The organism is Hymenobacter tenuis (assembly GCF_054780495.1).
Genome location: NZ_BAAGWF010000001.1, coordinates 290825 through 316820 on the forward strand (window position 1 = coordinate 290825; position 25996 = coordinate 316820).

25 protein-coding genes and 1 tRNA gene are annotated in these 25996 nt (G+C 55.7%); 13 read left to right on the forward strand and 13 right to left on the reverse strand.

Annotated features, from left to right (window positions below):
• The first annotated feature begins 127 nt into the window (after positions 1–127).
• The 3 genes from msrB to ACYVGU_RS01350 all read left to right on the forward strand — a co-directional run bounded on the left by msrB (position 128) and on the right by ACYVGU_RS01350 (position 2000).
• Positions 128–670, forward strand: coding sequence for a peptide-methionine (R)-S-oxide reductase (gene msrB / locus ACYVGU_RS01340; protein WP_460620585.1), 543 nt, complete (start codon positions 128–130; stop codon positions 668–670).
• A gap of 108 nt (positions 671–778) precedes the next feature.
• On the forward strand, positions 779–1573 hold the full coding sequence (locus ACYVGU_RS01345; protein ID WP_460620587.1) for a DUF3050 domain-containing protein: 795 nt from the start codon (positions 779–781) through the stop codon (positions 1571–1573).
• A 76-nt stretch (positions 1574–1649) separates the two neighbouring features.
• A complete protein-coding gene (locus ACYVGU_RS01350) occupies positions 1650–2000 on the forward strand; it encodes a hypothetical protein (protein WP_460620588.1) in 351 nt (116 codons plus the stop codon).
• Positions 2001–2090: 90 nt separating this feature from the next.
• Here the strand turns inward: ACYVGU_RS01350 and ACYVGU_RS01355 are convergent, their stop codons facing one another.
• On the reverse strand, positions 2091–2711 hold the full coding sequence (locus ACYVGU_RS01355) for a hypothetical protein (protein WP_460620589.1): 621 nt from the start codon (positions 2709–2711) through the stop codon (positions 2091–2093).
• 289 nt (positions 2712–3000) lie between these two features.
• Here ACYVGU_RS01355 and metG point away from each other — a divergent pair, with 289 nt between their 5' ends.
• Positions 3001–5046: a methionine--tRNA ligase gene (gene metG / locus ACYVGU_RS01360; RefSeq protein ID WP_460620590.1), complete on the forward strand. Its 2046-nt coding sequence runs from the start codon at positions 3001–3003 to the stop codon at positions 5044–5046.
• 131 nt (positions 5047–5177) lie between these two features.
• Here the strand turns inward: metG and pth are convergent, their stop codons facing one another.
• The 4 genes from pth to ACYVGU_RS01380 form a co-directional block, all read right to left on the reverse strand.
• Positions 5178–5741, reverse strand: coding sequence for an aminoacyl-tRNA hydrolase (gene pth / locus ACYVGU_RS01365; RefSeq protein ID WP_460612856.1), 564 nt, complete (start codon positions 5739–5741; stop codon positions 5178–5180).
• A 195-nt stretch (positions 5742–5936) separates the two neighbouring features.
• On the reverse strand, positions 5937–6509 hold the full coding sequence (locus ACYVGU_RS01370; protein ID WP_460612855.1) for a 50S ribosomal protein L25/general stress protein Ctc: 573 nt from the start codon (positions 6507–6509) through the stop codon (positions 5937–5939).
• A gap of 232 nt (positions 6510–6741) precedes the next feature.
• Entirely contained in the window at positions 6742–7671 is a 930-nt protein-coding gene (locus ACYVGU_RS01375) for a ribose-phosphate pyrophosphokinase (RefSeq protein WP_460612854.1), read from the reverse strand.
• Positions 7672–7762: 91 nt separating this feature from the next.
• A tRNA-Gln gene (locus tag ACYVGU_RS01380) sits at positions 7763–7835 on the reverse strand.
• 267 nt (positions 7836–8102) lie between these two features.
• Here ACYVGU_RS01380 and atpD point away from each other — a divergent pair.
• The 3 genes from atpD to ACYVGU_RS01395 all read left to right on the forward strand — a co-directional run bounded on the left by atpD (position 8103) and on the right by ACYVGU_RS01395 (position 11182).
• Positions 8103–9608 carry a F0F1 ATP synthase subunit beta gene (atpD, locus tag ACYVGU_RS01385; RefSeq protein WP_460612853.1) on the forward strand — a complete coding sequence of 502 codons (1506 nt, stop codon included), beginning with the start codon at positions 8103–8105 and terminating at the stop codon, positions 9606–9608.
• Between the two features lie 92 nt (positions 9609–9700).
• Positions 9701–9940 (forward strand): FoF1 ATP synthase subunit delta/epsilon, encoded by a 240-nt coding sequence (gene atpC / locus ACYVGU_RS01390; RefSeq protein WP_460612852.1) that lies wholly within the window; start codon positions 9701–9703, stop codon positions 9938–9940.
• Positions 9941–10060: 120 nt separating this feature from the next.
• Complete coding sequence (locus ACYVGU_RS01395) at positions 10061–11182, forward strand: trans-sulfuration enzyme family protein (protein WP_460620591.1); 1122 nt, start codon at positions 10061–10063, stop codon at positions 11180–11182.
• A gap of 190 nt (positions 11183–11372) precedes the next feature.
• Here the strand turns inward: ACYVGU_RS01395 and ACYVGU_RS01400 are convergent, their stop codons facing one another.
• From ACYVGU_RS01400 to ACYVGU_RS01410, 3 genes are all read right to left on the reverse strand, one after another.
• Positions 11373–12515 carry a DegT/DnrJ/EryC1/StrS family aminotransferase gene (locus ACYVGU_RS01400; RefSeq protein ID WP_460620593.1) on the reverse strand — a complete coding sequence of 381 codons (1143 nt, stop codon included), beginning with the start codon at positions 12513–12515 and terminating at the stop codon, positions 11373–11375.
• Positions 12516–12605: 90 nt separating this feature from the next.
• Positions 12606–13298: an acetyltransferase gene (locus ACYVGU_RS01405; RefSeq protein WP_460620594.1), complete on the reverse strand. Its 693-nt coding sequence runs from the start codon at positions 13296–13298 to the stop codon at positions 12606–12608.
• Complete coding sequence (locus tag ACYVGU_RS01410) at positions 13295–13948, reverse strand: sugar transferase (RefSeq protein ID WP_460620596.1); 654 nt, start codon at positions 13946–13948, stop codon at positions 13295–13297. Before ACYVGU_RS01410 ends, ACYVGU_RS01405 begins: the two co-directional genes overlap by 4 nt.
• Positions 13949–14030: 82 nt before the next feature.
• Here ACYVGU_RS01410 and ispE point away from each other — a divergent pair, with 82 nt between their 5' ends.
• Entirely contained in the window at positions 14031–14843 is an 813-nt protein-coding gene (gene ispE / locus ACYVGU_RS01415; protein ID WP_460620597.1) for a 4-(cytidine 5'-diphospho)-2-C-methyl-D-erythritol kinase, read from the forward strand.
• Positions 14844–14893: 50 nt separating this feature from the next.
• Here ispE and ACYVGU_RS01420 read toward each other — a convergent pair whose 3' ends face one another.
• From ACYVGU_RS01420 to tgt, 3 genes are all read right to left on the reverse strand, one after another.
• Positions 14894–15829 carry a DMT family transporter gene (locus tag ACYVGU_RS01420; protein ID WP_460612846.1) on the reverse strand — a complete coding sequence of 312 codons (936 nt, stop codon included), beginning with the start codon at positions 15827–15829 and terminating at the stop codon, positions 14894–14896.
• Positions 15830–15887: 58 nt separating this feature from the next.
• The gene (locus ACYVGU_RS01425) at positions 15888–16964 is read right to left on the reverse strand and encodes an LptF/LptG family permease (RefSeq protein ID WP_460620598.1); all 1077 of its coding nucleotides are present in this window, start codon (positions 16962–16964) and stop codon (positions 15888–15890) included.
• Positions 16965–17675: 711 nt separating this feature from the next.
• The gene (gene tgt / locus ACYVGU_RS01430; RefSeq protein WP_460612844.1) at positions 17676–18806 is read right to left on the reverse strand and encodes a tRNA guanosine(34) transglycosylase Tgt; all 1131 of its coding nucleotides are present in this window, start codon (positions 18804–18806) and stop codon (positions 17676–17678) included.
• A 168-nt stretch (positions 18807–18974) separates the two neighbouring features.
• Between tgt and ACYVGU_RS01435 the strand changes: the two genes are divergently transcribed.
• From ACYVGU_RS01435 to rsmG, 3 genes are all read left to right on the forward strand, one after another.
• On the forward strand, positions 18975–20096 hold the full coding sequence (locus tag ACYVGU_RS01435; protein WP_460620599.1) for a glycosyltransferase family protein: 1122 nt from the start codon (positions 18975–18977) through the stop codon (positions 20094–20096).
• On the forward strand, positions 20087–20704 hold the full coding sequence (locus ACYVGU_RS01440; protein WP_460612842.1) for an RNA polymerase sigma factor: 618 nt from the start codon (positions 20087–20089) through the stop codon (positions 20702–20704). The genes ACYVGU_RS01435 and ACYVGU_RS01440 overlap by 10 nt, the downstream gene beginning before the upstream one ends.
• A 96-nt stretch (positions 20705–20800) precedes the next feature.
• Complete coding sequence (rsmG, locus tag ACYVGU_RS01445; RefSeq protein ID WP_460620600.1) at positions 20801–21424, forward strand: 16S rRNA (guanine(527)-N(7))-methyltransferase RsmG; 624 nt, start codon at positions 20801–20803, stop codon at positions 21422–21424.
• Between the two features lie 90 nt (positions 21425–21514).
• Here rsmG and ACYVGU_RS01450 read toward each other — a convergent pair whose 3' ends face one another.
• Positions 21515–22504, reverse strand: a complete 990-nt coding sequence (locus tag ACYVGU_RS01450) for a YheT family hydrolase (protein ID WP_460612840.1) — start codon at positions 22502–22504, stop codon at positions 21515–21517.
• Between the two features lie 409 nt (positions 22505–22913).
• Between ACYVGU_RS01450 and ACYVGU_RS01455 the strand changes: the two genes are divergently transcribed.
• Positions 22914–23570, forward strand: a complete 657-nt coding sequence (locus tag ACYVGU_RS01455) for a DUF4142 domain-containing protein (protein ID WP_460612839.1) — start codon at positions 22914–22916, stop codon at positions 23568–23570.
• Between the two features lie 348 nt (positions 23571–23918).
• Positions 23919–24176 (forward strand): 30S ribosomal protein S20, encoded by a 258-nt coding sequence (rpsT, locus tag ACYVGU_RS01460; protein ID WP_460612838.1) that lies wholly within the window; start codon positions 23919–23921, stop codon positions 24174–24176.
• Between the two features lie 264 nt (positions 24177–24440).
• Here the strand turns inward: rpsT and pyk are convergent, their stop codons facing one another.
• Positions 24441–25880, reverse strand: coding sequence for a pyruvate kinase (pyk, locus tag ACYVGU_RS01465; RefSeq protein WP_460612837.1), 1440 nt, complete (start codon positions 25878–25880; stop codon positions 24441–24443).
• Positions 25881–25996: the final 116 nt, after the last annotated feature.

A 25996-nucleotide genomic window follows, 5' to 3' on the forward strand; every position in this document is an offset into this window, starting at 1 on the left:
CCGAAAAGATGAGTTTCTGATTTTCCGCTAGGCAAGACCGAACCGTAGACCTCCTCCGTATGTTAGCCCAGCACGCGCTACTGCAGTGGTTGGCGCGTTTTTCTCCCTGATCCAACTTCTTGCCTGTATGCGTTCTTCCTTCCTGATTCTGGTGTTATCAGTACTGACACTTAACTCGGCGTGCTCCCAGAAAAAAAACGGGGCTCCGGAGAAAGCCCAAGCGGCGGCGGCCAGCGCCTACCCCAAACCCAAAGTGGTAACTGGCAAGCCAGATGAGTTTCCCATCCGCAAAACCGATGCGCAGTGGAAGGCACAACTGACGCCCGCGCAGTACTTTATTTTGCGCCAGCAGGGTACAGAGAGGCCTTTCGTAAACAAATACGCCAACAACCACGCGAAAGGAAATTACTACTGCGCCGCCGACCACAACCTGCTCTTCTCTTCCGAAACCAAATTTGAATCGGGAACGGGCTGGCCCAGCTTCTGGGCGCCTGCTACCGACAGCAGCCTAAAAGTAACCGCCGACAACTCCTTGGGCATGAGCCGCGACGAACTGGTGTGCGCTAAGTGTGGCGGCCATTTGGGCCACGTTTTCAATGATGGCCCAGCACCCACCGGGCAGCGCTACTGCATGGATTCTGACGGAATGATCTTCGAGAAGGCGAAATAATAGCTGCACTGTAATTTTGCGCACGGCCCCCTGGCAATCCAAGTCAGGGGGCTGCTTCGTTTATTACTGTTCAGTTTTCCTGGGCACTGGGCCCACTTCTCTTTTTCTATGTCAGCTCAAGTGTATTCTGATTCAATTGCCGACCTGCAGGAGTCATTGGCGCCCGCCCGCCAGCAGCTAGTGGCGCACAGCGTGTACCACGCCTTACACTCGCTGGACGATTTGCGCGTGTTCATGCAGCACCATGTATTTGCCGTGTGGGATTTTATGTCGCTTTTGAAGGCCCTGCAGCGGGAGCTTACCTGCGTAGCGGTGCCATGGGTGCCGCGCGGCAACCCTGCCACCCGACGCCTCATCAATGATATTGTGCTGGAGGAGGAAACCGACGTAGATCCGGAAGGCAACCCTGCCAGCCACTTTGAGTTGTATCTGCGCTCGATGCGCGAGTGCGGCGCCGATACCGCGCCCATTGAGCGCCTGCTGGCCGCCCTAGCTGGGGGCGCTACCGTCGTGGAGGCATTGCAACAAGCCCAAGCGCCGGCTTCAGTGCAGGCATTCGTGCTGGATACGTTTCGCATTATTGATTCCGGCAAAGCGCATGCGGTAGCAGCAGCCTTCACCTTTGGCCGCGAAGATGTAATTCCGGACATGTTCCGCCATCTGGTGCACGACCTGCGCCAGCGCTTCCCCGGTCAGCTTGATACGTTCACGTACTACCTCGACCGGCACATTCAGCTTGATGAGGAAGTGCACACGCCGCTGGCCCAGCAAATGGTACGGGAGCTATGTGGCCACGACGCCCAGCGCTGGCAGGAAAGCCGCGAAGTGGCGGCGCACTGCATGCAGGCTCGAGTGGCGCTCTGGGACGGAATTCAGGCCGACTTGCTGAAAGCACAGGGCTAGTGCCAACCTCGCTGCCGCCAGTCCGTTAGCACAGAAGCTGGCCTGTTGTAAGGCCGGTGATTCTGTATGTTCACCTATGAAAGTCTCTGGCTATATCCGTTTCTGCTTACCCGCCCTAGCTCTGCTGGGGGCTTGTACTACCTCGCAGGAAACCACCTCTGAAGAAAACGCGGTGCAGCGCCCACCAACCCGGGTGCTCACCGATGCCGACCGCCAGGCTGCCTACAACAGCAATGCCGGCTACCGCGGAGCCGTTCCCGATGCCACGCCCGGCCGGGTTGCCGTGGGCGAGCAGGCTAGTGGCATCAACTCCCGCAAGCGCCCCGAGAGCCTTAATACCAACGACAACAACACCACCACGCCTGAAACGCGCCTCCAGCGCCTTAACGGCGCCCCGGCCGATACGCTGCGCCTGCCGCCTCAATAAAGCGGCTAGTCTCCCGCAAATGATAAAGTCAAGGGCCCACTGCTAGCTAGCAGTGGGCCCTTGACTTTATTGAGAAAAGCATTCTAGTGTTTACTGGCCGGCTTCATTAGCAGCGGCTTCGGTGCCGTTGGGTGAGGGAGCTGGCTTTGGGGCCGCTGAGCGGGAACGGCTGGGGCGTGCTGAGGTGCTAGCGGACGGTGCGGCTTTAGGCGCGGCCGGGCGGGCTGCGGCGCGACTGGCCGGAGCGGAGGCTTTGGCAGCTGCGCCCGAGCGGTTGCGGGCACGAGAGGGGCTAGCAGCTGGGGCGCCGGTAGAGGCAGACTGCTCAGAAAATCCATCAATGCTGTCGGAGGCGCCGGGAGTGCCGTTTTCCTGGTGCCGCACAATGGTATGCAGGGCCTGCTCAAACAGCTGTTCCATATCCACGTCCAGCCGCTGGGTGGCGTCTTTCACCACTTCCTTCAGCTTGGCTTTGGTTTCCTGCCGAATGCGCTTTACTACCTCGTTGATGCGGCTGTCCAGCTGCTTTTGCAGTTGCTTGGCGGCAGTTTTAAGCGCCTTCTTCTGGCTCGATTTTTTAGTGGCGCGGGTATCTGCCACAACGACGGTAGCCGACTTAGCAGCTTTAGCTGCCTTGCGTTGGGCTTTTTCAGCGGGGTCTTTGTCCTTCTTCGCCTTTTTCACTGGCTTTTCTTGCGCGGAGTTTTTCATATCGTTGGTATTAGGGAGTGCGTATTGATGTAAATACGAGGAAACGCTACAGTAAGTAGCTTAAATATAGAAGAAGTTGTATGTGGAGTGGTTCCAAGCTACAACTTTACGAGGCAATAAGCAGGGAAGGAGCAGGTGCTTGCCTCCCGGTTCCTGAGTTATACTGACTGCGTAGGGTTCCCTATCGGCGGAAGGAGCCAGCGGCGGCATCTTCCCTTTTTACTCGTTCCTTTGTATTTCAACTTATTCGCTCCGCCGGATAGTTTATCTGTTTCTCCGATTTAGACCTATGTCTGCTACTCCCCAACGCTACACCGTTACGGCGGCGCTGCCCTATGCCAATGGCCCCGTACACATTGGCCACTTGGCCGGCGTGTACATTCCGGCCGATATTTACGCCCGCTACCTGCGCGCTCAGCAGCGCGACGTCAAGTTCATTTGTGGCTCCGATGAACACGGCGTTCCGATTACTATTCGGGCCCAGAAAGAAGGCGTAACGCCCCAGCAGGTAGTAGATAAGTACCACGCCATCATCCGCGACTCGTTCCGCGACTTTGGCATCTCCTTCGATATCTATTCCCGTACCTCGTCTAAAACCCACGCTGAGGTAGCCAGCGGCTTTTTCAAGAAGCTTTACGAAGAAGGCAAGTTCATTGAGCAGACCTCGCAGCAGTACTATGATGAGAAGGCCGACCAGTTTCTGGCCGACCGCTACATTGTAGGAACCTGCCCCAACTGCGGCAACGACAACGCCTACGGCGACCAGTGCGAGAAGTGCGGCACCTCCTTGAGCCCAACCGAACTTATCAACCCTAGGTCGATGCTCTCGGGCAACCAACCTGTGTTGCGCGAAACCAAGCATTGGTACCTGCCTCTGGATCAGTACGAGCCCTGGCTGCGCGAGTGGATTGTGGAAGGCCACAAGCAGGACTGGAAAACCAACGTGTACGGCCAGTGCAAATCCTGGATCGACCAGGGCCTGCACCCCCGCGCCGTCACCCGCGACCTGGACTGGGGCGTGCCCGTGCCGGTGCCCGGAGCTGAAGGCAAAGTGCTGTACGTGTGGTTTGACGCCCCCATCGGCTACATCTCGGCCACGAAAGACCTGCTGCCCGATACCTGGGAAACCTACTGGAAAGACAGCGGCACCAAGCTGGTCCACTTCATTGGCAAGGATAACATCGTGTTCCACTGCATCATCTTCCCGGCGATGCTCAAGGCCCACGGCGACTACATCTTGCCCGATAATGTGCCTGCCAATGAGTTCCTGAACCTGGAAGGCGACAAAATCAGCACCTCGCGCAACTGGGCCGTGTGGCTGCACGAGTACCTGCAGGATTTCCCCGGCCAGGCCGATGTATTGCGCTACGTGCTCTGCGCCAACGCCCCCGAAAACAAAGACAACGACTTCACCTGGAAGGATTTTCAGGCCCGCAACAACAATGAACTGGTAGCCAACCTCGGCAACTTCGTGAACCGTGCTACGGTGCTCACGCACAAGTTCTTTGGGGGCAAGGTACCCGCAGCTGTGGGCTTTACCACCGAGGACGAGGACGTGTTGCGTCAGCTCAGTGAGTTTCCGCAGCGCGTGGGCGAGCTGATTGACAACTACCGCTTCCGCGACGCCCTGAACGAGCTGATGAACCTGACGCGCCTGGGCAACAAGTACCTGGCCGATACGGAGCCCTGGAAGCTCATCAAAACTGATGAAGCACGCACCGGCACGGTGTTGCACGTGGCGCTGCAGTTGGCGGCTAGCCTCGTAACGCTGCTGGAGCCCTTCCTGCCTACCGCGGCTACTAGGCTCGGCAACATGCTCAACACCCAAAAAGGCACGTGGCAACAAGCCGGCCGCCCCGATTTGCTGGCCGCTGGTCATCAGTTGGCCGAAGCGGCGTTGCTCTTCACCAAAATTGAAGACGCCACCGTGGAAGCACAGGTGCAAAAGCTGCTCGATACCAAGAAAGCCAACGAACTAGCTGCGGCAGTATCAGCCCCAGCCAAGGAAGACATTAGCTTCGAACAGTTCCAGACGATGGACCTGCGCATTGGCACCATTGTAGCCGCTGAAAAAGTAGCCAAAACCAAAAAACTGCTCAAACTAAGCGTTGACCTGGGCTTCGATGAGCCCCGCACCATTGTATCGGGCATTGCCGAGCACTTCCTGCCCGAAGCGCTAGTAGGCCAGCAGGTGCAGGTATTGCTCAATCTGGCTCCTCGTGAAATCAAAGGCATCCAGAGCCAGGGCATGCTGCTGATGGCCGAAAACGCCGACGGCACTTTGTCGCTGATGCAGCCGAGCAGCCACGTGCGCCCCGGCTCCGGTGTAGCATAATTGCGCGTAATACGCAGTTTCGTACCAGAGACTAGGCCTCTTACAAACACTAACCCCTCTCTTCTGCTCAGTGCAAGAGGAGAGGGGTTTGTGTTTGTAAGAGGCCTAGTAAATAGAGGGAAAGTTTAGCCTTACTTCACGTTCACCACATTCATAGCGCGCTCCAGGCCCACAGTGCCAAACAGCAATACTGCTTCGGCTGCTTTTTCCAGGCGTGCTTCCAGGTCGATTTTTTCGTCGGCAGAGAAGGGACTGAGCACGTAGTCGACTTGCCGGCCTTTGCTGAAGCTGGAGTCGATGCCGAAGCGCAAGCGGGCGTACTCATCGGTGCCAAGGGTTTCCTGAATGTGCTTCAGACCGTTCTGCCCGCCCGCCGAGCCCTTGCCTTTCAGGCGCAGCTTGCCATAAGGCAGAGCCAGGTCGTCGGTTACCACTACCATCTGCTCCTTCGGGATTTTGAGCGCGCTTAGCCAATGAGCGGCGGCCTTGCCGCTCAGGTTCATGTAGGTAGTAGGCTTTGCCAGTACAAACGTGTGGCCCTTGTGCTTGATTTCGGTGGTGAAGGCATGACGACCCAGCTCAAAGCGGGCTTCGTGCTTTTTTGCTAGGTAGTCGCCTACCATAAATCCTACGTTGTGCCGCGTATCGGCGTACTCCGGCCCAATGTTGCCCAGGCACAGAACAAGGAACTTCATAAAACAGCAGGTTAGAACAAATTTGTGGGTTGCGCGGATAATGGCAGCTAGTGAACTGCGCTACTCTTGCTTCTAAAGCAGCTAGCCGCTAACACAACAAAAGAGCCGCCCTGCAAGCAGAACGGCTCTTTTAGTGGACAGATTGACTCGGGTACGAAATTCGTGTACTCCGAACAGTCCGCCGTAATCCGTGACTTATTTCTCAGCCTGCAGCGTGCCTTTCAGTGCGCGCGGGATGGTTACGGTAGCAATAGGAGCCATCATGTTGGTGAGGATGGTGTAGCCTTTTGGCTCCACCTTGTTCACCTTGATGGATTTGCCCAGAGCCAAGTCTGAAATATCAACTTCCACGTAGTCGGGCAGGTTTTCGGGCGAAGCCTTCACCTTGATCTTACGCAGTTTGCTTACCAGCTTACCACCAGCCAGTACGCCCGGCGATACACCGATGTACTTCACTGGAATGTCCATTTTCACTTCTTTGCCTTCTTCCAGCTCCAGGAAATCGACGTGCAGCAGCATTTCGTTTACGGGGTGAAACTGCGCGTCCTGCACGATAGCACGACGGATGTCGCCTTCGATGTTCAGGTCAACGATGTGCACCTCGGGGGTGTACAGCAACTCGCGGAACAAAATGGCCGGAACGGAGAAGTGAACCTGGTCAGTACCGCCGTACAGTACGCATGGTACGTACGAATCGAGGCGGAGTGCTTTGGCATCCTTCTTACCGAGATTCGCTCTTTTAAACCCTACAATCTCGAGGCTTTTCATAAACGTGTTCTTTTGAAGAGAAAATCGTTTACCCACAGCAGGTAAACGGGCCGCAAAGATAGGCGGATTGTTTGGGAATAGAAAGCTATACATAAACCTAGCTAGTCATGCTAAGCCTAGGGAGCCTCCTACCAAGAGCCCACGCACCTCACTGACGTACTTGCGTAGATAAAGGCTGTCATGCTAAGCAGAGCCAAAGCATGACGGCCTGTATTTGGCTATTACTGGTTGTCTATATAAACAGCGAACTGATGGACTCGTGGGTTACCACGTTGCGGATGGCTTGCGCGAACAGCTCGGCCAGTGAAATGACCCTGATCTTGGGGTTTTCCTCCTTCAGCGGAATCGTGTCGGTGATAACCAGTTCTTCCAACACCGAGTTGCGAATGCGCTCGTGGGCGGGGCCGCTGAGTACGCCGTGGGTAATAACGGCCCGCACGGATTTGGCACCGCGCTCCATGAGCAGCTCGGCGGCTTTGCAAATAGTACCGGCCGTATCCACGATGTCGTCTACCAGCACCACGTTCATGCCCGTCACATCGCCGATTACCTGCATCGAGGCAATTTCATTGGCCCGGAGACGCATTTTATCGCAGACCACAATTTCAGCCCCGAATTTCTTGGCGAAAGCCCGCGTGCGCACTACCCCTCCCACGTCGGGCGAAGCGAAAATCAGGTTATCTAGCCCCAGCGACTTGATATAAGGTACCGATACCGTAGCGCCATCCAGGTGGTCAACGGGGATATCGAAGAAGCCTTGGATCTGGCCGGCGTGTAGGTCGCAGGTCATCAGGCGGTCGGCACCTACGCTTTGCACAATGTTGGCCACCACTTTGGCGCCAATGCTTACGCGTGGTTTGTCCTTACGGTCTTGGCGGGCATAGCCATAGTAGGGCATTACCACCGTCACAGAGGCCGCCGAGGCGCGCTTGGCGGCATCCACCATCAGTGCCAGCTCCATCAGGTTTTCGGCGGGCGGGTTGGTGCTCTGAATCAGGAACACCGCGCAGCCCCGGATGCTTTCATTAAAGCTGGGCCCTAGTTCCGTATCGGCGAAGCGCTGGAGGCTAAGGTCGCCGAGCGGGATGCCGTAGGCGGCAGCAATTTGCTGGCCCAGTTCGCGGGAGGCATTGCCCGCGAAGATTTTTACCTGCTGTGACATGGGGTGGTGGATGAGAAGGAAAATAAAAAAGCGAAAGGCGCCGACTCTTCCGATGCAGGAAGAATCAGCGCCTTTCGCGTTGTGTTGTCGGTTGTCCGACCAGGGCTCGAACCTGGACTTTCTTGAATCAAAATCAAGCGTGTTGCCAGTTACACCATCGGACAATTTCCAAAGCGGTAACCGGTGTAGGTGTGCCGTTTGGTTGTGCAAATGTACAGCAGCTTTTATTGAAGGCAAATTTCCCGCAAACTTTTTTTTGCGCTACTAGGCCTGTGTAGGCCTCAAACCAACCTTTTTTAGTTGATTTTCAGCCATTCAGAGGTTGAAAAAAAAGTTGAGGGAGCGGGGACAACAGCTCCCTTGGCAATGCCGGGATTAAGCCGTACTTTTGCGACCTGAAACGTTGCACCCATCCCCTTATATAAAACGCAATGGCGAATACCGGCAAAATCACCCAGGTTATCGGTCCCGTGGTGGACGTGAGCTTCGCGGGTGAAGGTTCTAAGCTTCCCAACATTCTCGACGCGCTCGAAGTCATCAAAGACAACGGACAGGTAGTTATCCTGGAGTGCCAACAACACCTGGGCGAAGACCGGGTACGTACCATCGCCATGGACTCGACTGAGGGCCTAACCCGCGGTGCTGCTGTTCGTGACCTGGGCTCCCCCATTACCATGCCCACCGGCGAAGGTGTGCGCGGCCGCTTGTTCAACGTGATTGGCCATGCCATTGATGGTATTGCTCAGCCCTTGAGCGACGGTGGTCTGTCGATTCACCGCAATGCGCCGGCCTTCGAAGACCTCGCTACCTCTTCGGAAGTGTTGTTTACGGGTATCAAAGTAATTGACCTGCTCGAGCCCTACGTAAAGGGTGGTAAAATTGGTCTGTTCGGTGGTGCCGGTGTAGGCAAAACCGTACTTATCATGGAGCTGGTAAACAACATCGCCAAGGCCTACGGTGGTCTGTCGGTGTTTGCTGGTGTGGGTGAGCGTACCCGCGAAGGCAATGACTTGCTGCGCGAATTCCTGGAGTCAGACGTAATTAAGTACGGCGACGGCTTCAAGCACTCGATGGAAGAAGGTGGCTGGGACCTCACGAAAGTAGATTCCGAAGCTCTGAAAGATTCGAAAGCAACCCTCGTGTTCGGTCAGATGAACGAGCCTCCCGGAGCCCGTGCCCGCGTAGCTCTGTCGGGCCTCACGGTAGCCGAAAGCTTCCGCGATGGTGATGGCACCGGTGCTGGCCGCGACATCCTGTTCTTCATCGACAACATTTTCCGCTTTACCCAGGCTGGTTCGGAAGTATCGGCTCTGTTGGGCCGGATGCCTTCGGCCGTAGGTTACCAGCCCACGCTGGCTACTGAAATGGGTGCTATGCAGGAGCGTATTACCTCTACTAAGCGTGGTTCTATCACGTCGGTACAGGCGGTATATGTACCTGCCGATGACTTGACTGACCCGGCTCCGGCTACCACGTTTGCTCACTTGGATGCTACCACCGTACTGTCGCGTAAGATTGCCGAGCTTGGCATTTATCCCGCAGTAGACCCGCTGGACTCCACGTCGCGCATCCTGGACCCCTCCATCATTGGCGAGGAGCACTACGGTACGGCCCAGCGCGTGAAAGAAATTCTGCAGCGCTACAAAGAACTGCAGGACATCATCGCCATCTTGGGTATGGACGAACTCTCCGAGGAAGACAAGCTGACCGTAACGCGCGCCCGTCGGGTACAGCGTTTCCTGTCGCAGCCTTTCCACGTAGCAGAGCAGTTCACCGGCCTGAAAGGCGTTCTGGTTGATATCAAAGACACCATCAAAGGCTTCAACGAAATCATCGACGGCAAGTACGACCACCTGCCCGAAGCAGCTTTCAACCTAGTAGGTACCATTGAGGATGCCGTGGTGAAAGGCGAGAAGCTGATGGCGGAAGCCAAGTAATTATCGGTTACCAGTTGCCCGTTGTCAGGTATAGGTTCTTTACAGAGCCGCTAGCTGCAACGGGCAACTGATACCTGGCAACTGAAAAAACTATGCATCTGGAAATCATCACGCCGGACCGGAAGGTGTTTGAAGGTGAGGTTACGTCGGCCCGGTTTCCGGGTGCTGATGGCCTCTTTGAAGTTCTGAACAACCACGCACCCCTCATTTCGGCGCTACGGCCCGGTGAAATTGTGCTGAACGGTGGCGCTTCTTCTTTCCGCATTGAAGGCGGGGTAGTAGAAGTGTTGCGCAACAACGTGATTGTGCTGGCAGAAGGCGCTTCGGCGTAACGCTAGCCTAGTCTTTTAGAAAAAGCCTTTCCTTTGCTGGAAAGGCTTTTTTGCTTTTCACTATTTCCAGCCTGAACTCCTTCTTTACACCTGCGGCCCACCCAGCCTCTACTACCGCACATGGAAATCCACCCCAAAATCACTCCCATTTACCAAACGTCGGTTTTCAAGTTTGAAGACCTGACGGAGCTAGCCCAATACTTTGAGGAGCCGGGCAGCCGCTACCTGTACTCGCGCAATGGAAATCCCAATTCCGATGAGTTAGCGGCAGCAGTAAACACCTGGGAGGGAGGCGCTGGAGCCATAGCTACGGGGTCCGGAATGGCCGCCATTTTTGCGGCTCTGATTACGTGTTGCCAAGCCGGCGACCATGTGCTATGCGCGGCGGATATTTACGGGGGCTCATCGTCGTTGCTGAATCAGGAGCTGAGCCGCATGGGCATTAGCGTGACGTATGTGCCGTTTGAGCAGCTCTACGACCTAGATCAGTTTGTGCAGCCAACTACGCGCGCCATGCTAGCCGAGACGTTCAGCAACCCGTTGCTGCGCGTAGCCGATCTGCGCCGCCTGTCCACCGAATGCCACCAGCATGGCCTGAAGCTGATAGTGGACAATACGTTTGCTACGCCCGTCCTGACGCGCCCGCTGGAATTGGGTGCTGATCTGGTCATGCACAGCGTAACCAAATACATTGCCGGCCACTCTGACGTGACGGCGGGGGTAGTGGTAGCCGCCGATCCGGAGCTAGCGGCTCGATTAAAGCAGATCAGCACCCTGTATGGCCTGACACTAAGTCCCATGGAAAGCTGGCTGGCGGTGCGAGGGCTCAAAACTATGCGCCTGCGAGTTCGGGAGCACAGTCACAATGCTCTGGCCATAGCTGAGTTTCTTCAGCAACAGCCCGGCGTGCGCGCGGTATATTATCCGGGCCTACCAGACCATCCGCAGCACCCGTTAGCACAGGAGCAAGGTGGCGGACTTTTCGGCGGCATGCTCTCTATTCTGCTGGCCGATAAGGAAGAGGTAGTAAACCGCTTCATGCAACGAAGCACGCGTTTTCCGTTCGCGCCTTCCCTTGCCGGCGTCGACTCGTCCTTGTCTTATCCGCTGGGTACCTCGCACCGCTACCTTACTCCGGAGCAGCAACTGGAGGTGGGTATCAGTACCGGGCTGGTGCGTATTTCCGTTGGCATTGAGCCAGTGGAAGAATTGCTGGCCGATTTGGAACAGGCGCTGCGGTAGAGGATTTGTGCTTCTCCATCCCGAGGATTCAATAGCAACATGGCAGTTCATCAAGCAAATATTTGCGTGGTGAACTGCCATGTTGCTGTTTATCAGTCTGTAGCGTTTATACTAGCAAATGGATGTTTTGTGCGTTGTATACTGTGAAATGAACTTTATATACCATTATACAGCTGAAGGGGCCTTTTCACTAGGCCAGAATAGCCTTCAAAGCGGAAGCTACTCGGTGTAAATCGGCATCGGTCATGGCCGAACCGGATGGTAGACACAGGCCTCTGGTAAACAAGCCTTCGCACACGCTGCCGCCTACCATGGGCGTACCTTGGAAAAGTGGCTGCAAGTGCAGTGGCTTCCAGAGGGGGCGACTTTCTACGTTATGCGTTTCGAGGTGCAGACGCACTTGTTCAGGCGTAATGGGCGTCTCATTGGGGTCAAGCAGGATGGTAGTAAGCCAGCGGTTGGAACGGCCGCCGATTGGCTCCGTGGGGCCGAAGCTTAGGCCTGGCACGTTAGCTACATTCTTCTGGTACCACGCATAAATTTCGCGGCGCTTTTTCACGCGGTCTTCCAGCAGGCCCATCTGGCCCCGGCCAATGCCGGCCAGCAAGTTGCTCAGGCGGTAGTTATAACCTACCTCCGAATGCTGATAATACGGAGCTACATCTTTGGCCTGTGTTGCCCAGAACTTGGCTTTCTGCGCCCACTCAGGGTTGTTGGTAACCAACACGCCACCACCGCTAGTAGTCAAAATCTTGTTGCCGTTAAACGAGAAAACGCCTACCGCACCGAAAGTACCCAGGGGCTGACCGTGGTAGCGGGAACCCAAGGCTTCAGCAGCATCTTCCAGCACTGGCACATCAAATTCCGCTGCTAGGTCCAGAATTTCGCGAAGCCTGGCCGGCATGCCGTAAAGGTGTACCAGAATTAAGGCCTTTGGTCGGCGGCCTTGCTGGCGCATGTTTTCTAGGGCTTCACGTAGTCGTACCGGGCACAGATTCCAGGTTTCGGCCTCGCTATCGATAAAAATAGGGGTAGCACCCAGGTAGAGGATCGGGTTGGCAGTAGCTACAAACGTGAACGAAGGGCATAGCACCTCGTCGCCGGGACCAACGCCTAGCAGCCGCAGGCCTAGATGAATGGCAGCCGTACCTGAAGTAAGGGCTACGCAGTGGCCCGCGCCCGTGAACTCGCAGATGTCGCGCTCAAATCCGTCCAGATTCGGGCCGGCCGGCGCTACCCAGTTGTCCTCAATGGCTTTGTGCAGGTAGTTGAGCTCGTGACGGCCGAGGTGGGGTGGGGAAAGATATAATCGGTCGTAATCCTGACTACGCATATAAAAGGGCTAAAACAGGAGCCTACAAGAAATTCTTGGGGCTCACTAGGGCAAAAGAACGGCTAAAAGTCGGATACCGCTTTGCAAGGGCTAAGCATGCTGTTTAATTACTTGCGCGGGCACTCCCACGGCCGTGCAGTTTGCGGGCACATCGCGCACGGCCACCGCGCCGGCTCCCACAATAGAGCGGGTGCCCACTCGCACCTGATTGATGACAGTGGCATTAGTGCCCAAATACACGCCCGTTTCCAGGTAAGCCTCGCCGCCTACATTAGCGTGGGGCATTAGGGAGCAGAAGTCTTCCAGCACAGCATCATGGCCAATGGTACAGCCCAGGTTCAGGAGCACATGCTGGCCTAGGCTGATGTCGCAGGTCAGGATGCAGCCCTGGCTGATGATGTTACCGGCTCCTATTGTCACTTGTTGGTAGGGCTGCCAGGCTACACTAGGGTGTATTAAGGTCGCAAACGTAAGCTGCTCGGAGGTTAGTCGTGCTACCACGGCTGCCCGGCTGTGGCTGCTGCCCACGGCTACCACTACATGTAGCGGGCTCTTGGAAGCAACTAAGTCAGCGGTAGTACCGAGGTAGGGCAGACCATGGATGGTGGAAGTACTAGGGGCGCGGTCATCATAAAACCCCACCACATCCCAGGTCGGATGGGTTGCGTTGATCTGACGGGCTAGTACCAGCACCTCACGGCCCAGCCCACCGGCTCCCACAATGGCCAGCTTGGGCAATGAAACAGGGCTAGTACCTTGGGGTGGGGTAGGAGTAGTATTCATGCGGAAGGAGACGAATCAGAAGCGGGGGGAGTGCCCGTAAACGCAGTAGCCGTGGCTTGGCCGGGCGCCGAAATACCGTGAGCCCCTAGCACTCGGCCCACGGTGCGGACCAGAATGCGCAGGTCAAGGGCAAACGAAAGATGGTCTACGTACCACACATCATACGCGAATTTCTCTTCCCAACTGATGGCGTTGCGGCCATTTACTTGCGCCCAGCCCGTAATGCCGGGCCGAACGGCGTGGCGGCGAGCTTGCTCCGGAGAATATAGCGGTAGGTATTGCTCTAACAGCGGCCGAGGGCCCACTAGGCTTATGTCGCCGCGCAGCACGTTCCAGAGCTGGGGTAGCTCATCGAGGGAGGTTGCGCGCACCCAGCGACCTAGGCGCGGGAGCCGTGCTTCATCGGGCAGCAAGTTGCCACGGACATCGCGCGCTGAGGTCATGGTTTGGAGCTTGTATAAGGTGAACAGACGCCCCTGCAACCCCGGGCGGCGCTGCCGGAAAAGCCAGGCGCCCTTGTTCTGCACAGCCAGCGCCACGGCCAGCGGTAGCAACACGGGCACCGCTACCAGCAACAGCGGCGCGGCCAGCACCACATCAAACAGGCGCTTGCCAAAGCGGGTGTACCATGAAGTTGCAGCACCAGACATAGCCTCAAAAATAGCCGGAAATATGCGGCGGGCTTGACTTCGGCAGGCTTCGTTTTAGCTTGCGCTACAATCTGCGCCTTCTATGCTCGTTTTCCCTAACGCCAAGCTCAACCTCGGTCTGTATATCACTAGCCAACGGCCCGACGGTTTTCGCAACCTTGAATCGGTGTTTGTGCCATTGCCTTGGACTGATGCGCTGGAAGTGCTGCCCGCGGCCGAAACCTCGCTAGCCCTGACTGGAATCCCGATTCCCGGAGCCGTAGACACCAATCTTTGCCTGCGAGCTTACGAGTTGCTGAAAGCTGATTTTGAATTGCCGCCTGTGCAAATGCACCTGCATAAGGTAGTGCCCATTGGTGCTGGCCTAGGCGGCGGCTCCGGCGACGCGGCTTTCGCGCTGCGGGCCCTCAACAGCCTATTTGCCCTCGGGCTTTCGGCTGATGTACTGGAGAGCTACGCGCGCCGGTTAGGGTCTGATTGCGCGTTCTTCATCCAAAACAAGCCCGTATTTGCCTATGAGAAAGGTGACGTGTTTGAGGATATTAGCCTCAGCCTGAATGGTATGGCCTGCAAGGTTGTGTATCCGAATCTGCACATCAGTACGGCCGAGGCATACGCGCGCATCACTCCCCGGACGCCGCGTCATGACCTGCGCACAGCTCTTACTCACTCCGTAGAAACCTGGCGCGACACCATCAGTAATGATTTTGAAGAGGCCCTAACTCCGCATTACCCTGTGCTCGGCAACATCAAGCAGGCGCTTTACGACGCGGGCGCCGTGTACGCTAGTCTTTCGGGCTCGGGTTCGGCGGTGTATGGTATATTCCCTGGACTAGAAATGCCGCCAAAACTGGATTTTCCGGCTGAATACCAAGTTTGGGACGGTCAGTTGTAACACGGTGGTTGGTAAAGTGCTAGGTCGTAAAGCCGCACCAACCGTTGTGCTTAGCCCATCAGCACATCGGCGGCTTCTTTGCGCCGCACGCGACGCTGGTTCCACTGGTCCAGCACCGGATGAATCAGTACACTCAGCAGAATCACGAGGGTGCCCAGGTAAAATTCCGTAGACAACTTCTCTTGCCCGAAGCCCGGAATCCGCAGCGTGTACATCAAAACCGCCAGCAGAATGCCATATACGGGCTCCAGGTTGATGGTCAGGTTCACGACGAAGGCTGAAATCCGCTTCATCAGCTCCACGGAGGTAGAAAAGGCATACACGGTACACACGCCCGCCAGCACCAAGAGCCACAGCCAATCGAAGCCGGAAAGGGCCAGCTGCAACCCTTGGCCTTCAGTGAAATAGCGGCTATACAGGGGCATGAAGAGCGCAATGCTCAGGCAGGCGCCCGTCATTTCATAAAACGTGAGGCGCAGCGGAGGGTGGCGCTTTACCAGCGTTACGTTCAGCACACTGAACAGCGCCGACAGGCCCGCTGATAAAATGGCAACCAACAGGCCCGCCATTTGGTCCAGCTCGGCCCGGGATACCAAGTACAGGCCTACCATCGTCAGGAGCCCCAGCCCTACCTCATAAAACCGCACCCGCCGCCACAGCACCAGCGGCTCCAGCAACGAGGTCCAGAGCGCCAGCGTGGCCATTCCGGCCAAGCATACGCTTACGGAAGAAAGGCGGGCTGCCAGAAAGAACGTAATCCAGTGGGCGGCTACTAGCACCCCTACACCGAGTAACCGGGCAACATCAGCAACCGGCACTTTCCAAGCCTGCTTGCGGGCTAGCAATAACACCGCAAGGCCGGTGGCAGCTAACAATGTCCGCCAGAAAACCAGCTCTACAGGTGGCACCGAAATAAGCTTGCCTAATATGGCCGTAAAGCCCCACAGCAACACAATAAAATGCAGGCGAAGGTAGTCTTTGAGCATGAGGGGAACTGGTGAGAAACGGCGCTGGCCGTAAGAAGAAGGCCGTACTAGACCCTCGTTATTGCGGAACTACCCGGTACAAAATCAGGCCGATGCCGGTAAACACAATACTAGGTACCCAGGCGGCCAAAAGCGGCGGCAAGGAGCCCACAGCGGCAAGGTTGCGGCTCAGAATCACGAAGATGATGAACACAAAGGCCAGCACGAAGCCTAAGGCAATTTGGCCGCCTACGCCGGCCCGGCTTTTGCGCGCACTCATAATCACCCCAATCACCGTCAGGATAAACATGGCGTAGGGGTAGGCGTAGCGCTCGTATTTCTCGCTCAGGTATAGCTGCGTGTCGTCGGAGCCGCGGGCTATCTTCTGGTCGATATAGTCGTTAAGCTCGGGTAGCGTTAGGGTTTCTGCTAGGCGGTAGGTGCTGGCGAAGTCCTTAGGGTACAGGTTCAGCGTCGTGTCGCGGGCGGGCAGGCTTTTCAGGGTTTCCTTTTCGCCGTTGAAGGTGCGTACCAATTGGGGCGTGAGGTGCCATGCTCGTTTGGTCGAGTCCCAGGTAATGGCCTCGGCCGTCATGCGGCGCTTGAGCAGCGTGCCCTCAATGGTTTCGAGCGCAAACTTGTAGCCCACGTTGTTCACGTTGTCGTAGCTCTCCATGAACGCATAGCTCTTCGGCCCGATTTTGATGTGCACGTTGCGCGCATCATAGCGGTACGGGTTCTTGATGTAGGCCTTTTCGAACTGCACGCGGGTTTTGTTGGCAATCGGAATCAGCCAGCCCGTCATGGCCATCGTCAGAATGCCCAGAATCACGCTGCCCATCACGTAGGGCAACAGAAACCGCTTGAAGCTGATGCCCGACGCCAGCATGGCTACTACCTCCGTGCGCGAGGCCAACTGGGCCGTCACGAACACCACCGCTATAAATACCGTGATGGGGGAGAGGAGGTTGGCGAAGTACGGAAACAGATTGAGGTAGTACTCCGTCATAATCTGCCAGCCCCCGAGCTTATGCTGCAGGAAGTCGTCATTCTTCTCCGTGAAATCAATAACGCAGATAACCGATACCAGCAGCACCACCGCGAAGAAAAACGCAGTGAGAAACTTCTTAAGAATGTATTTATCGAGGAGCTTCATGAAAGCAGTTTACGGCTGTTGTAACGAGTACTGCGAACGTAACGTGCGCTGTCGCCGGAGCCACATATACCTAACCTCTAATACAGCCAGTAAAGTACCCAGCTTTATACAAGCCGCTTGCGACGCTGGGAACATAGGCATACCGCTCAAGGTCAAAGGTGGATAAATCGTCCAGCCCTCTATAGGAGAATATGGCACTGGCCAACCATAGTAAGGCCACCAATATTCAGGCTCAGAAGGAATTGACAAGCCTGAGTAGTTGAGCTCCTGTAGTAGAGGGTAACATACAATGTGAATGATGCTCCCCATCAAATAAGTAATCAGCAGTATGCTAAGCAACTGTCCAGCTAATTGCTTATTCGACATTACAGGTTTAAGTAGCGGCCGCTTTCCTAAACTGCGAGCCAATAAACTTCCTGCTAACAATACCAGAATTGCTACGCCAAACCCAATCCAAAGTGGAGCAAGTCGAAGTACTAGCTGAAGAATATCTAGTTGATGCTCTGGTATTCGAGCGGCTGGCGGGTAGTTTGTTTGAAGTGTTAGGCCAACAGAATCAGTGTCAGAATCCGACAGGTAAAACCAGCCAAATACCATATTGAGGTCGGCTGCTATGGTCAGGAGGAAATAACTGATTGGCAGTACAATCAGCAGAATCCACAGAAGGATACGAAGCAGACGATTTACGGCGGGCGACATGTTTCTCAATGACTACAGTCGGGTCATTACCTGCTTCACCATCTTATCTTTCCACTCGCGGAAGGTGCCGGCCAGGATTTGCTCGCGGGCCTGCTTCACGAGCCACAGATAGAAGGTAAGGTTATGGATGGAGGCAATTTGGGGCCCTAGCATTTCCTTGCTGTGGAACAAGTGGCGCACGTAGCTGCGCGAGTAGAACGTGCTAACGTATCCGCCCAGTTCTTCGTCAATCGGCGTGAAGTCGTCGGCCCACTTCTTGTTGGCAATGTTCATAATGCCCTGCGTGGTGAACAGCATGCCGTTGCGGGCATTGCGGGTCGGCATCACGCAGTCGAACATATCTACGCCCAGCGCAATATTTTCCAGGATGTTGGCCGGGGTACCCACGCCCATGAGGTAGCGCGGCTTGTCTTTGGGCAGAATGTCGCAGACCAATTCGGTCATTTCGTACATCAGCTCGGCCGGCTCGCCCACGCTCAGGCCGCCGATGGCGTTGCCCTCGCGGCCCTGCTCAGCAATAAACTCCGCCGACTTCACGCGCAGATCCTTAAATGTACTACCCTGCACAATCGGGAAAAGCGTTTGGGAGTAGCCGTAGTGGCCTTCAGTGCTGTCGAAACGCTGGATGCAGCGCTTGAGCCAGCGGTGCGTCATGTCGAGGGAGCGGGCCGCGTAGTCGTACTCGCAGGGCCAAGGCGTGCATTCATCAAAGGCCATGATAATGTCGGCCCCGATGGTGCGCTGAATGTCCATCACACCCTCAGGCGAGAACAAGTGCTGCGAGCCATCAATATGGGAGCGGAACTTCACACCCTCTTCCTTGATTTTGCGCGTGCCCGACAAGGAGTACACCTGATACCCGCCTGAGTCGGTGAGGATAGGTCGGTCCCAGCCATTGAACTTGTGCAGACCGCCGGCTTTGCTGAGCACTTCCAGGCCTGGGCGTAGGTAGAGGTGGTAGGTATTGCCGAGAATAATCTGGGCCTTGATATCGTCTTTCAGGTCGCGCTGCTGCACGGCTTTTACGGTGCCGGCCGTGCCCACAGGCATGAAAATAGGCGTTTCAATAGCGCCGTGGTCGGTGTGTACTACGCCGGCGCGGGCTTTGGAATGCGGGTCGTTGGCTATTAAGTCGAAGGTCATTCTGGGAAGTCGATTGCCAGGCGCCGGTTGCGGATTTACGGGCAGCTCGTGTTTCGTTGAAAGCACAAACTGGCACCTGTTCCATCACTACGGGCACCTGATACAGGTGCAAAGGTACTCGCCCCACCCCGAATGCCTACTTTTGCTTTCTGATTCACTCCTGACGTTTTGCCTTTCCATCTGTCCCCGGCCCTGTGTCTGCTGCTCGCCTGCGTGCTGGTGCAAATTGCCTACGCCGCCTACTACTTTCTGCCCTTCGCCTTGCGCCCCCCGGAGCCTACTGATGGGCCGGATGCGGAGCCGGTATCGGTGTTGGTATGCGCCCACAACGAGCTAGAAAACCTGCGGCGGCTGCTACCCCTGCTGTTGCAGCAAGACTACCCCGCCGGCTTTGAGGTAGTACTCATTGATGACCGCTCCGACGATGACACGTTTCTGTATGTGCAGCAGCTTACACAGTACTACCCCCATGTGCGCCTCGTAACCGTCAATAAGACGCCTGACGGATTGTCACCAAAAAAATATGCGCTCACGTTAGGAATAAAATCGGCGAGAAATTCCCACCTTCTCTTCACCGATGCCGACTGCATTCCGGCCACCAACCAGTGGCTCAGATACATGCAACGAGGCTTCAGCCAACCCGCCGACCTAGTACTCGGATACTCGGCCTATGCCGAGGAACCGGGATTTTTGAATAAGCTGATCCGTTTTGAAACCTTCCTGACGGGGGCACAGTATTTGTCCTTCGCGTGGCGCGGCCAGCCTTATATGGGGGTGGGGCGCAACTTGGCCTACACTCAGGAGGTCTTTTACCTAACCAAAGGGTTTGCCTCCCATATCCGCAGCCTTTCCGGCGACGACGACCTGCTGGTGCAGGATGCCGTCGCCCATGGCGCTCGGGTAGCAGTGGTAGCCCAACCCGGAGCTCATACCTACAGCGAACCAGCGCACACCTGGGGACAGTGGTGGCGCCAAAAACGTCGGCATTTGTCGGCGGGCAGCCGCTACCGCTTGGCTGATCGGCTCCGGATTGGGACCTTTATAGGGGCCAATGTGGTTTCTTATGGCATGGCAATCGGCCTGCTGTTTTCCCGCCCCGATTGGGTACCTTTGGCTGTGGTGTGGAGTGTGCGCACCACAATTATGCTGGCCGTGTACCACCGAGCCGGCCGCCGCCTTGATGAACGGCTGCCGTTAGCGTGGCTCCCGATCCTCGACGCTGTCTATTTTTTTTATTATCTCGCTCTGGGAATGTCGCTGTTCCTCTACCGCACCCTCCGATGGAAGTAAACAATCAGGAAAAACAGTTCTCCGCCAAAGCCAAGCATGACTTCAAGCTGATTCGCGCCGCTGTTGAGCAGGGCGATGAAAAAGCGTACGCCGAGCTGATGCAGATCTATAAAAAGCCGGTGTACCACGTGGTGCTCAAGATGGTCCGTAACCCCGACGATGCCGAGGATCTGACCATTGAGGCTTTTGCCAAGGCCTTCCGCAACCTGCACAAGTTCAACCCCGAGTTTGCCTTCAGCACCTGGTTGTTCCGCATTGCCACCAATAACTGCATCGACTTTATTCGCAAGAATAAGATCAAGACGATGTCGATTGACTCGGCCATCAAGATTGACAACGGCGACGAAATCACCATTGACTTCCGCGACCAGAACCTGAACCCGCAGGAGACGGCCATCAAGAATCAGAAAATTGAAATCATGCAGCACGTGGTATCTCGGCTGCCCGAAAAATACCAGCGTCTCGTTACCCTGCGCTACTTCGATGAGCTGAGCTACGAAGAAATTGCCCAGGAGCTGAAAGCCCCGCTTGGCACTGTGAAAGCCCAGCTGCACCGTGCCCGCGAGCTGCTCTATGACATGGTGAAAAACAAGAAAGAAATCATCTAGTGAAAAAGCCCCGCCGCAAGTCGGGGCTTTTTTTATGCCTAGGCGCTAGGGGGCGGCAGTGCTACAACCGTCGGTGGCCTTACCTTTGCCGGCATCATGGACATCATCAGCCACTACTTCCCGCACCTCACTGACCACCAGCGCCACCAGTTTCAGCAGCTCGAAACTGAGTTCCGGAGCTGGAATGAACGCCTTAACTTGGTGGCCCGCACCGACGTGGACAACCTCGCGGAGCGGCATTTTCTGCACTCACTGGGTATTGCCAAGGTAGTAGAGTTTCCGGCGGGCGCTTCGGTGCTGGATGTGGGCACGGGCGGCGGCCTACCCGGCTTGCCGCTGGCCATTTTGTTTCCGGAGGTGAAGTTTCATCTCGTAGACAGCATTGGTAAGAAAATACATGCCGTGCAGGAAATGGCCCACGCCCTGCACCTGACCAACGTAACGGCCGAGCAAATCAGGGCCGAGCAGCTGCGCACCAAATACGACTTCATTGTGAGCCGCGCCGTCGCGCGCTTAGCTACCTTCCACACCTGGATTGCTCACCGCTACAAGCCTAGCACCTCGCCTCTCAACGGCCTCTATTACCTGAAAGGCGGCGACCTAACGGAAGAAATCGAAGAATCGGGCCTGAAAGCTACCGTGCACGAACTCAAGGATATCTTTCAGGAAGAGTTTTTCGAAACCAAGAAGGTAGTGTTCGTGCCAGTTACTTCGGCTTAATGCTAAGTAATGCCTAGTAACACCAACGCCTCCGGCTAAGCTTGCAGAAGCCCAACCGGAGGCGTTGGTGTTACTAGGTGTCTATAGCAGCTAAGCCGGCGTTTCGGCGGTCAGGAAATCTACGGCGCGGCGCTCAGAGTAGTAGTCGCCATCGGGTGAGCCTTCTGCAAACCCTACGTGGCCGCCATCAGAAGGTGTTTCGAGGTACACAAACTTACTGGCCGCGGCTACCTCGCGCGGAAAGCAGGAGGGAGGCAAGAAGGGGTCGTTTTCGGCGTTGACGATGAGCGTGGGCACCTGAATGCCGCTGAGGTAGCGGCCGGAGCTAGCGTGCTCATAGTATTCATCGGCCGACTTGAAACCGTGCATGGGAGCCGTGTAGCGGTCATCGAACTGCGGGAAATCCTGTAGCTCATCGAGGCCAGTCAGGTCCACTTGGTCGGGTAGGAGGGCTGCTTTTTCGCGCATTTTGGCCCGCAACGTTTTCATGAAGCGGTTCAGGTAGATGCGGTTTTCTAGCCTAGCAATTTGTTGAGAGCTGGATTTCAGATCCGTCGGAACCGAGAAAACGGCGGCACGCTGCACTTCGCGCGGAATGCGGGCGGGGTTTTCACCCAGGTATTTCAGCGTGACGTTGCCACCCGCTGAGAAACCCGTCAGGAACACCCTCCGGTAACGGGCCTTGCCTAGGGCATAGCGCACCACAAAGTCCAGGTCGTCGGTGTCGCCGAGGTGGTAGGAGCGGAGCAACCGGTTCATCTCACCGCTGCAGCTGCGGTAGTTCCAGGCCAGAGCATCCATGCCAGCGTGGTTAAGGGCCCGCACCATGCCGCGCACATACGGCCGGCCGGCGTCGCCCTCCAATCCATGCGACACAATGCCCAGCGCATCAGTTGGCTGCCCATTAACCGGCAGCCTCGACCAATCCAGGTCCAGAAAATCCCCATCGTCGGTTTCTACCCGCTCCCGCTGGTAGCGTACCTCTGGCACCGCGCGCCAGAGGCTAGGGACGATGGTTTGCAAATGACCATTAAATAGATAAAATGGCGGCCGGTAGGGAGAGGTAGTAACGAGAGGCATGGTGGCGCAAGCTAAAGGTGAAGGCTCGTTGGGCAAAATACTATACGGAGAAAGAAGTAGGCATGCATACAATTGCGGCGTAGCATATCGTTTCATTGTAGCTTGGCCGCAAAGGCTATGAACTTACTAGGCTACCAAATTGGGCAAGCCGCTGATAGCTGTAAGCTCTTGGATTCTAAAGGCTGAACTGTAGGGAGACGGGGAAGGTTCTCTTCTAAAAATGCATAAAATTATTGACTTGTTTTCATGGTATGATCGTATAAATGTGTCCTGATCAACACATTCTTTCTGTATGAAAACAACAAAAGCAATTCCACAATTCTTGGTAGCTAGCACCTTGCTGTTTGGCGCCGCCTGTAGCACCAGCAACACCGGAACGGGTACGAGTGCTACTACCTCCGGGAGTACTATGGAAACCGGTTCCGCCATGGATGCCACCAGTGGCTCCTCGGTTAGCGGCGCGGGATCTACCGGCACGAATGCCGGCGCCACTTCTACTAGCAGCACTGGCATCAGCAGCCCCGGTACCAGCGGCACAATGGCCATTAGCGGCTCCGGTGGCAGCAATGCTACCGATGCTACTGGCAGCGCTGCCGGCGCCGATATAAATGCCACCTACATGGCTTCCTTCGCCACCATGCAGGACCCCGTATTTTTGATGAATGCGGCCAGCAGCAACATGCTGGAGATTCAGATGGGTAAGATGGCTGTGCAAAAATCGACTAATGCCGATGTAAAGCGCTATGGCCAGATGATGGTGGACCACCATACCAAAGCTACCCAGGAGCTCCAAACGGTAGCCTCGCCACTAGGGGTAACGCTGCCGCAAACCATGCTACCTGTGCACCAAGCCATGGCCGACCGACTCATGAATAAGACGGGCAAAGACTTTGATGAAGCTTACATGGATGCCATGGAAACAGCGCATAAGATGGACATTGCCATGTTTGAGGTGAAAAGTAGCGGAGCCCAAATGCCCGCCGTGAAATCCTTTGCCACCAAAACGCTGCCTATGTTACGCTCGCACCATACCATGGCCGACGAACTAGAAAAGAAGGTAGATTAACCTAGCATGCAGTTTCGACCTATCCGGCTGCCCACTACGGCAACCAACCTGAGGTGCTAAGTGAAGCGCAGCCTCCCGCACTAGCCCTAGTTCGTGTGCTCATTGCACGGGCTAGGGCTAGTGTTTAAAGGAGAAACTACCCTAGTGCGACTAGGCTACCTAAGTTGCCAAACCGCCAGGGTGCACGTAGCGTGCGGATTTAGGACATAACTACAGGCTAGCCCGCTAGGAGGTAGCAGCTATTCCTGTAGTCAATAATGAAATGGGTGTTTGCTATTTCAAAGCAAAGCTTTACCTTTGCACTCCTCAATTGAACTGAATTCGAGCAGAAGAACCTTTTCATATCCCATGGCAAATCATAAGTCGGCCCTCAAGCGCATCCGTTCCAACGAAGCTAAGCGCGTGCTGAACCGTTACCAGGCTAAATCTACCCGCACCGCTATTAAGAAGCTGCGTGGTACCACTGATGCTACTGCTGCACAAGAGCTGCTGCAGAAAGTATCTTCGATGCTGGACCGCTTGGCCAAGAAGAACATCATTCACAAGAACAAAGCCGCTAACAACAAGTCGAAGCTGGCTAAGTTCGTGAAGTCGCTGGCTGCGTAAGCAGACAATCGGCGCTCTGCTCTATATACACAAGGCCCTGGGCGCAAGCTCAGGGCCTTGGTGCGTTTAATCTCATGTAAGTGGTGCATTACTACAACTGCATAGCCACCCAAAACCTAGTGTAGGTTCTGCCAAGGAAGGGTTGACTGACAAACCGGGGCTAGTAACTGTGCATCTGGTGCTGAAGCGTGCTGCTGTAGCAGCAATAAAAAAGCCCAGACAACAGGTGTTGCCCGGGCTTCTCAGCTAACTAGACCTAGTAACCTAGGCCACGCTTACTTTCACCATGTTGGTTTTGCCTTTCTCATTGATCGGCATAGAGGCCGTGTTGATAAACACGTCGCCTTTCTGCAGGTGGCCGGTGGTAGTCAGAGCATACTTGATGTCTGAAACCGTGCTGTCGGTGCTTACCATGCGGTCGTAGTAGAAGCCACGCACGCCCCAAATCAGGCTCAGGGTAGTAAGCAAGGGGCGGTTATCCGTGAAGATAAAGATGTTGGCTTTGGGGCGGTACTTAGCAATCTGGAAGGCCGTGTAGCCGCGGTGTGTCATGCCGGTAATGGCTTTGGCTCCGGTATTCTTGGCCAAGTGGCAGGCTGCCGACAGTACGCTGTCTACCATGAAGGTAGGAGAGCTAGGGTCGATGGGGAACCAGTGGTGGTAGAGGCTAGGCATGCGGCTCTCCACGCTCAGAATAGTCGCTACCATCGAGCGGATAACCTCCGCCGGGTAAGCTCCTACGGCCGTTTCAGCGGAAAGCATCACGGCATCAGCGCCATCAACCACAGCATTGGCAACGTCGCTGGTTTCAGCACGAGTTGGGCGCGGCGCCGTAATCATGCTTTCCATCATCTGGGTGGCAACAATTACGGGCTTGCCCACCTTGTTGCACTTCTCCACGATGAGCTTCTGCGCCATCGGCACCTCTTCCATCTTCACCTCTACGCCCAGGTCACCGCGGGCTACCATTACAGCGTCGGTCAGGGCGATGATTTCGTCGAGGTTTTTGAGGCCTTCCGGCGTTTCGATTTTGGCAATTACCTGCGCGCTCTTGCCGCTCTCGGCAATCAGGCTCTTGATAAAGCGGATGTCCTCAGCGCGGCGGGCAAAGGAAAGCGCAATCCAGTCTACGTCGTTTTCCAGACCGAATTTCAAGTCCTCAATGTCTTTTTCCGTCATCGACGGAGCCGATACCTCGGAGTCAGGCAGGTTGATGCCCTTGCGAGGTTTTACCGTGCCGCCATAGATTACTTCTACATCAACCTCTTTGTCGCGGTCAGTGGCCAGTACGCGCAGCTCAATCTTGCCATCATCGATGAGAATCATGTCGCCGGGCTTTACGTCGCGGGCCAGGCCCAGGTAGATCGTGCTCAGGCGCGTGGCCGTGGTAGTTTCCTTCTCACCGCACACCAGCTTGATCTTGTCGCCGGCTTTAATTTCTACGGAGCCGCCTTCTACCTCACCCAACCGGATTTTGGGCCCCTGTAAATCCTGGAGCAGGCCCACGTTCATGCGCATGTCCTTATTAAGGCGGCGCACCGTGTTGATTACCGACAGGTGGTCTTCGTGGCTGCCGTGCGAGAAGTTAAGCCGGAATACGTCCACGCCTTCCCGCATCAGCATGCCTAGCTTCTCGTAGGTATTAGAGGCGGGGCCAACGGTGGCAATGATCTTGGTTTTATTAAAATGCGGACGAGTTTCCATGTGTATTTTTTGCGTTCTGGAATTTCTGAAAAGGGCAAACATGCAGCATCCTGAGCCGGACCAAGGGCCTGCTGCTTAGGGCATAATCGGTTTACACCAACTGGTTGCCTAGTACA

What these genes read in the sequence shown, in the direction of transcription:
- ACYVGU_RS01400 (WP_460620593.1), bottom strand. Translation starts at nt 12,515, where the DNA reads ATGCGTAGTCAGGATTACGACCGATTATATCTTTCCCCACCCCACCTC.
- pth (WP_460612856.1), bottom strand. Translation starts at nt 5,741, where the DNA reads ATGAAGTTCCTTGTTCTGTGCCTGGGCAACATTGGGCCGGAGTACGCC.
- ACYVGU_RS01450 (WP_460612840.1), bottom strand. Translation starts at nt 22,504, where the DNA reads ATGCCTCTCGTTACTACCTCTCCCTACCGGCCGCCATTTTATCTATTT.
- ACYVGU_RS01355 (WP_460620589.1), bottom strand. Translation starts at nt 2,711, where the DNA reads ATGAAAAACTCCGCGCAAGAAAAGCCAGTGAAAAAGGCGAAGAAGGAC.
- ACYVGU_RS01440 (WP_460612842.1), top strand. Translation starts at nt 20,087, where the DNA reads ATGGAAGTAAACAATCAGGAAAAACAGTTCTCCGCCAAAGCCAAGCAT.
- ispE (WP_460620597.1), top strand. Translation starts at nt 14,031, where the DNA reads ATGCTCGTTTTCCCTAACGCCAAGCTCAACCTCGGTCTGTATATCACT.
- ACYVGU_RS01410 (WP_460620596.1), bottom strand. Translation starts at nt 13,948, where the DNA reads ATGTCTGGTGCTGCAACTTCATGGTACACCCGCTTTGGCAAGCGCCTG.
- rsmG (WP_460620600.1), top strand. Translation starts at nt 20,801, where the DNA reads ATGGACATCATCAGCCACTACTTCCCGCACCTCACTGACCACCAGCGC.
- ACYVGU_RS01395 (WP_460620591.1), top strand. Translation starts at nt 10,061, where the DNA reads ATGGAAATCCACCCCAAAATCACTCCCATTTACCAAACGTCGGTTTTC.
- ACYVGU_RS01345 (WP_460620587.1), top strand. Translation starts at nt 779, where the DNA reads ATGTCAGCTCAAGTGTATTCTGATTCAATTGCCGACCTGCAGGAGTCA.
- tgt (WP_460612844.1), bottom strand. Translation starts at nt 18,806, where the DNA reads ATGACCTTCGACTTAATAGCCAACGACCCGCATTCCAAAGCCCGCGCC.
- ACYVGU_RS01455 (WP_460612839.1), top strand. Translation starts at nt 22,914, where the DNA reads ATGGAAACCGGTTCCGCCATGGATGCCACCAGTGGCTCCTCGGTTAGC.
- atpC (WP_460612852.1), top strand. Translation starts at nt 9,701, where the DNA reads ATGCATCTGGAAATCATCACGCCGGACCGGAAGGTGTTTGAAGGTGAG.
- pyk (WP_460612837.1), bottom strand. Translation starts at nt 25,880, where the DNA reads ATGGAAACTCGTCCGCATTTTAATAAAACCAAGATCATTGCCACCGTT.
- ACYVGU_RS01405 (WP_460620594.1), bottom strand. Translation starts at nt 13,298, where the DNA reads ATGAATACTACTCCTACCCCACCCCAAGGTACTAGCCCTGTTTCATTG.
- msrB (WP_460620585.1), top strand. Translation starts at nt 128, where the DNA reads ATGCGTTCTTCCTTCCTGATTCTGGTGTTATCAGTACTGACACTTAAC.
- atpD (WP_460612853.1), top strand. Translation starts at nt 8,103, where the DNA reads ATGGCGAATACCGGCAAAATCACCCAGGTTATCGGTCCCGTGGTGGAC.
- ACYVGU_RS01420 (WP_460612846.1), bottom strand. Translation starts at nt 15,829, where the DNA reads ATGCTCAAAGACTACCTTCGCCTGCATTTTATTGTGTTGCTGTGGGGC.
- rpsT (WP_460612838.1), top strand. Translation starts at nt 23,919, where the DNA reads ATGGCAAATCATAAGTCGGCCCTCAAGCGCATCCGTTCCAACGAAGCT.
- ACYVGU_RS01350 (WP_460620588.1), top strand. Translation starts at nt 1,650, where the DNA reads ATGAAAGTCTCTGGCTATATCCGTTTCTGCTTACCCGCCCTAGCTCTG.
- metG (WP_460620590.1), top strand. Translation starts at nt 3,001, where the DNA reads ATGTCTGCTACTCCCCAACGCTACACCGTTACGGCGGCGCTGCCCTAT.
- ACYVGU_RS01370 (WP_460612855.1), bottom strand. Translation starts at nt 6,509, where the DNA reads ATGAAAAGCCTCGAGATTGTAGGGTTTAAAAGAGCGAATCTCGGTAAG.
- ACYVGU_RS01375 (WP_460612854.1), bottom strand. Translation starts at nt 7,671, where the DNA reads ATGTCACAGCAGGTAAAAATCTTCGCGGGCAATGCCTCCCGCGAACTG.
- ACYVGU_RS01425 (WP_460620598.1), bottom strand. Translation starts at nt 16,964, where the DNA reads ATGAAGCTCCTCGATAAATACATTCTTAAGAAGTTTCTCACTGCGTTT.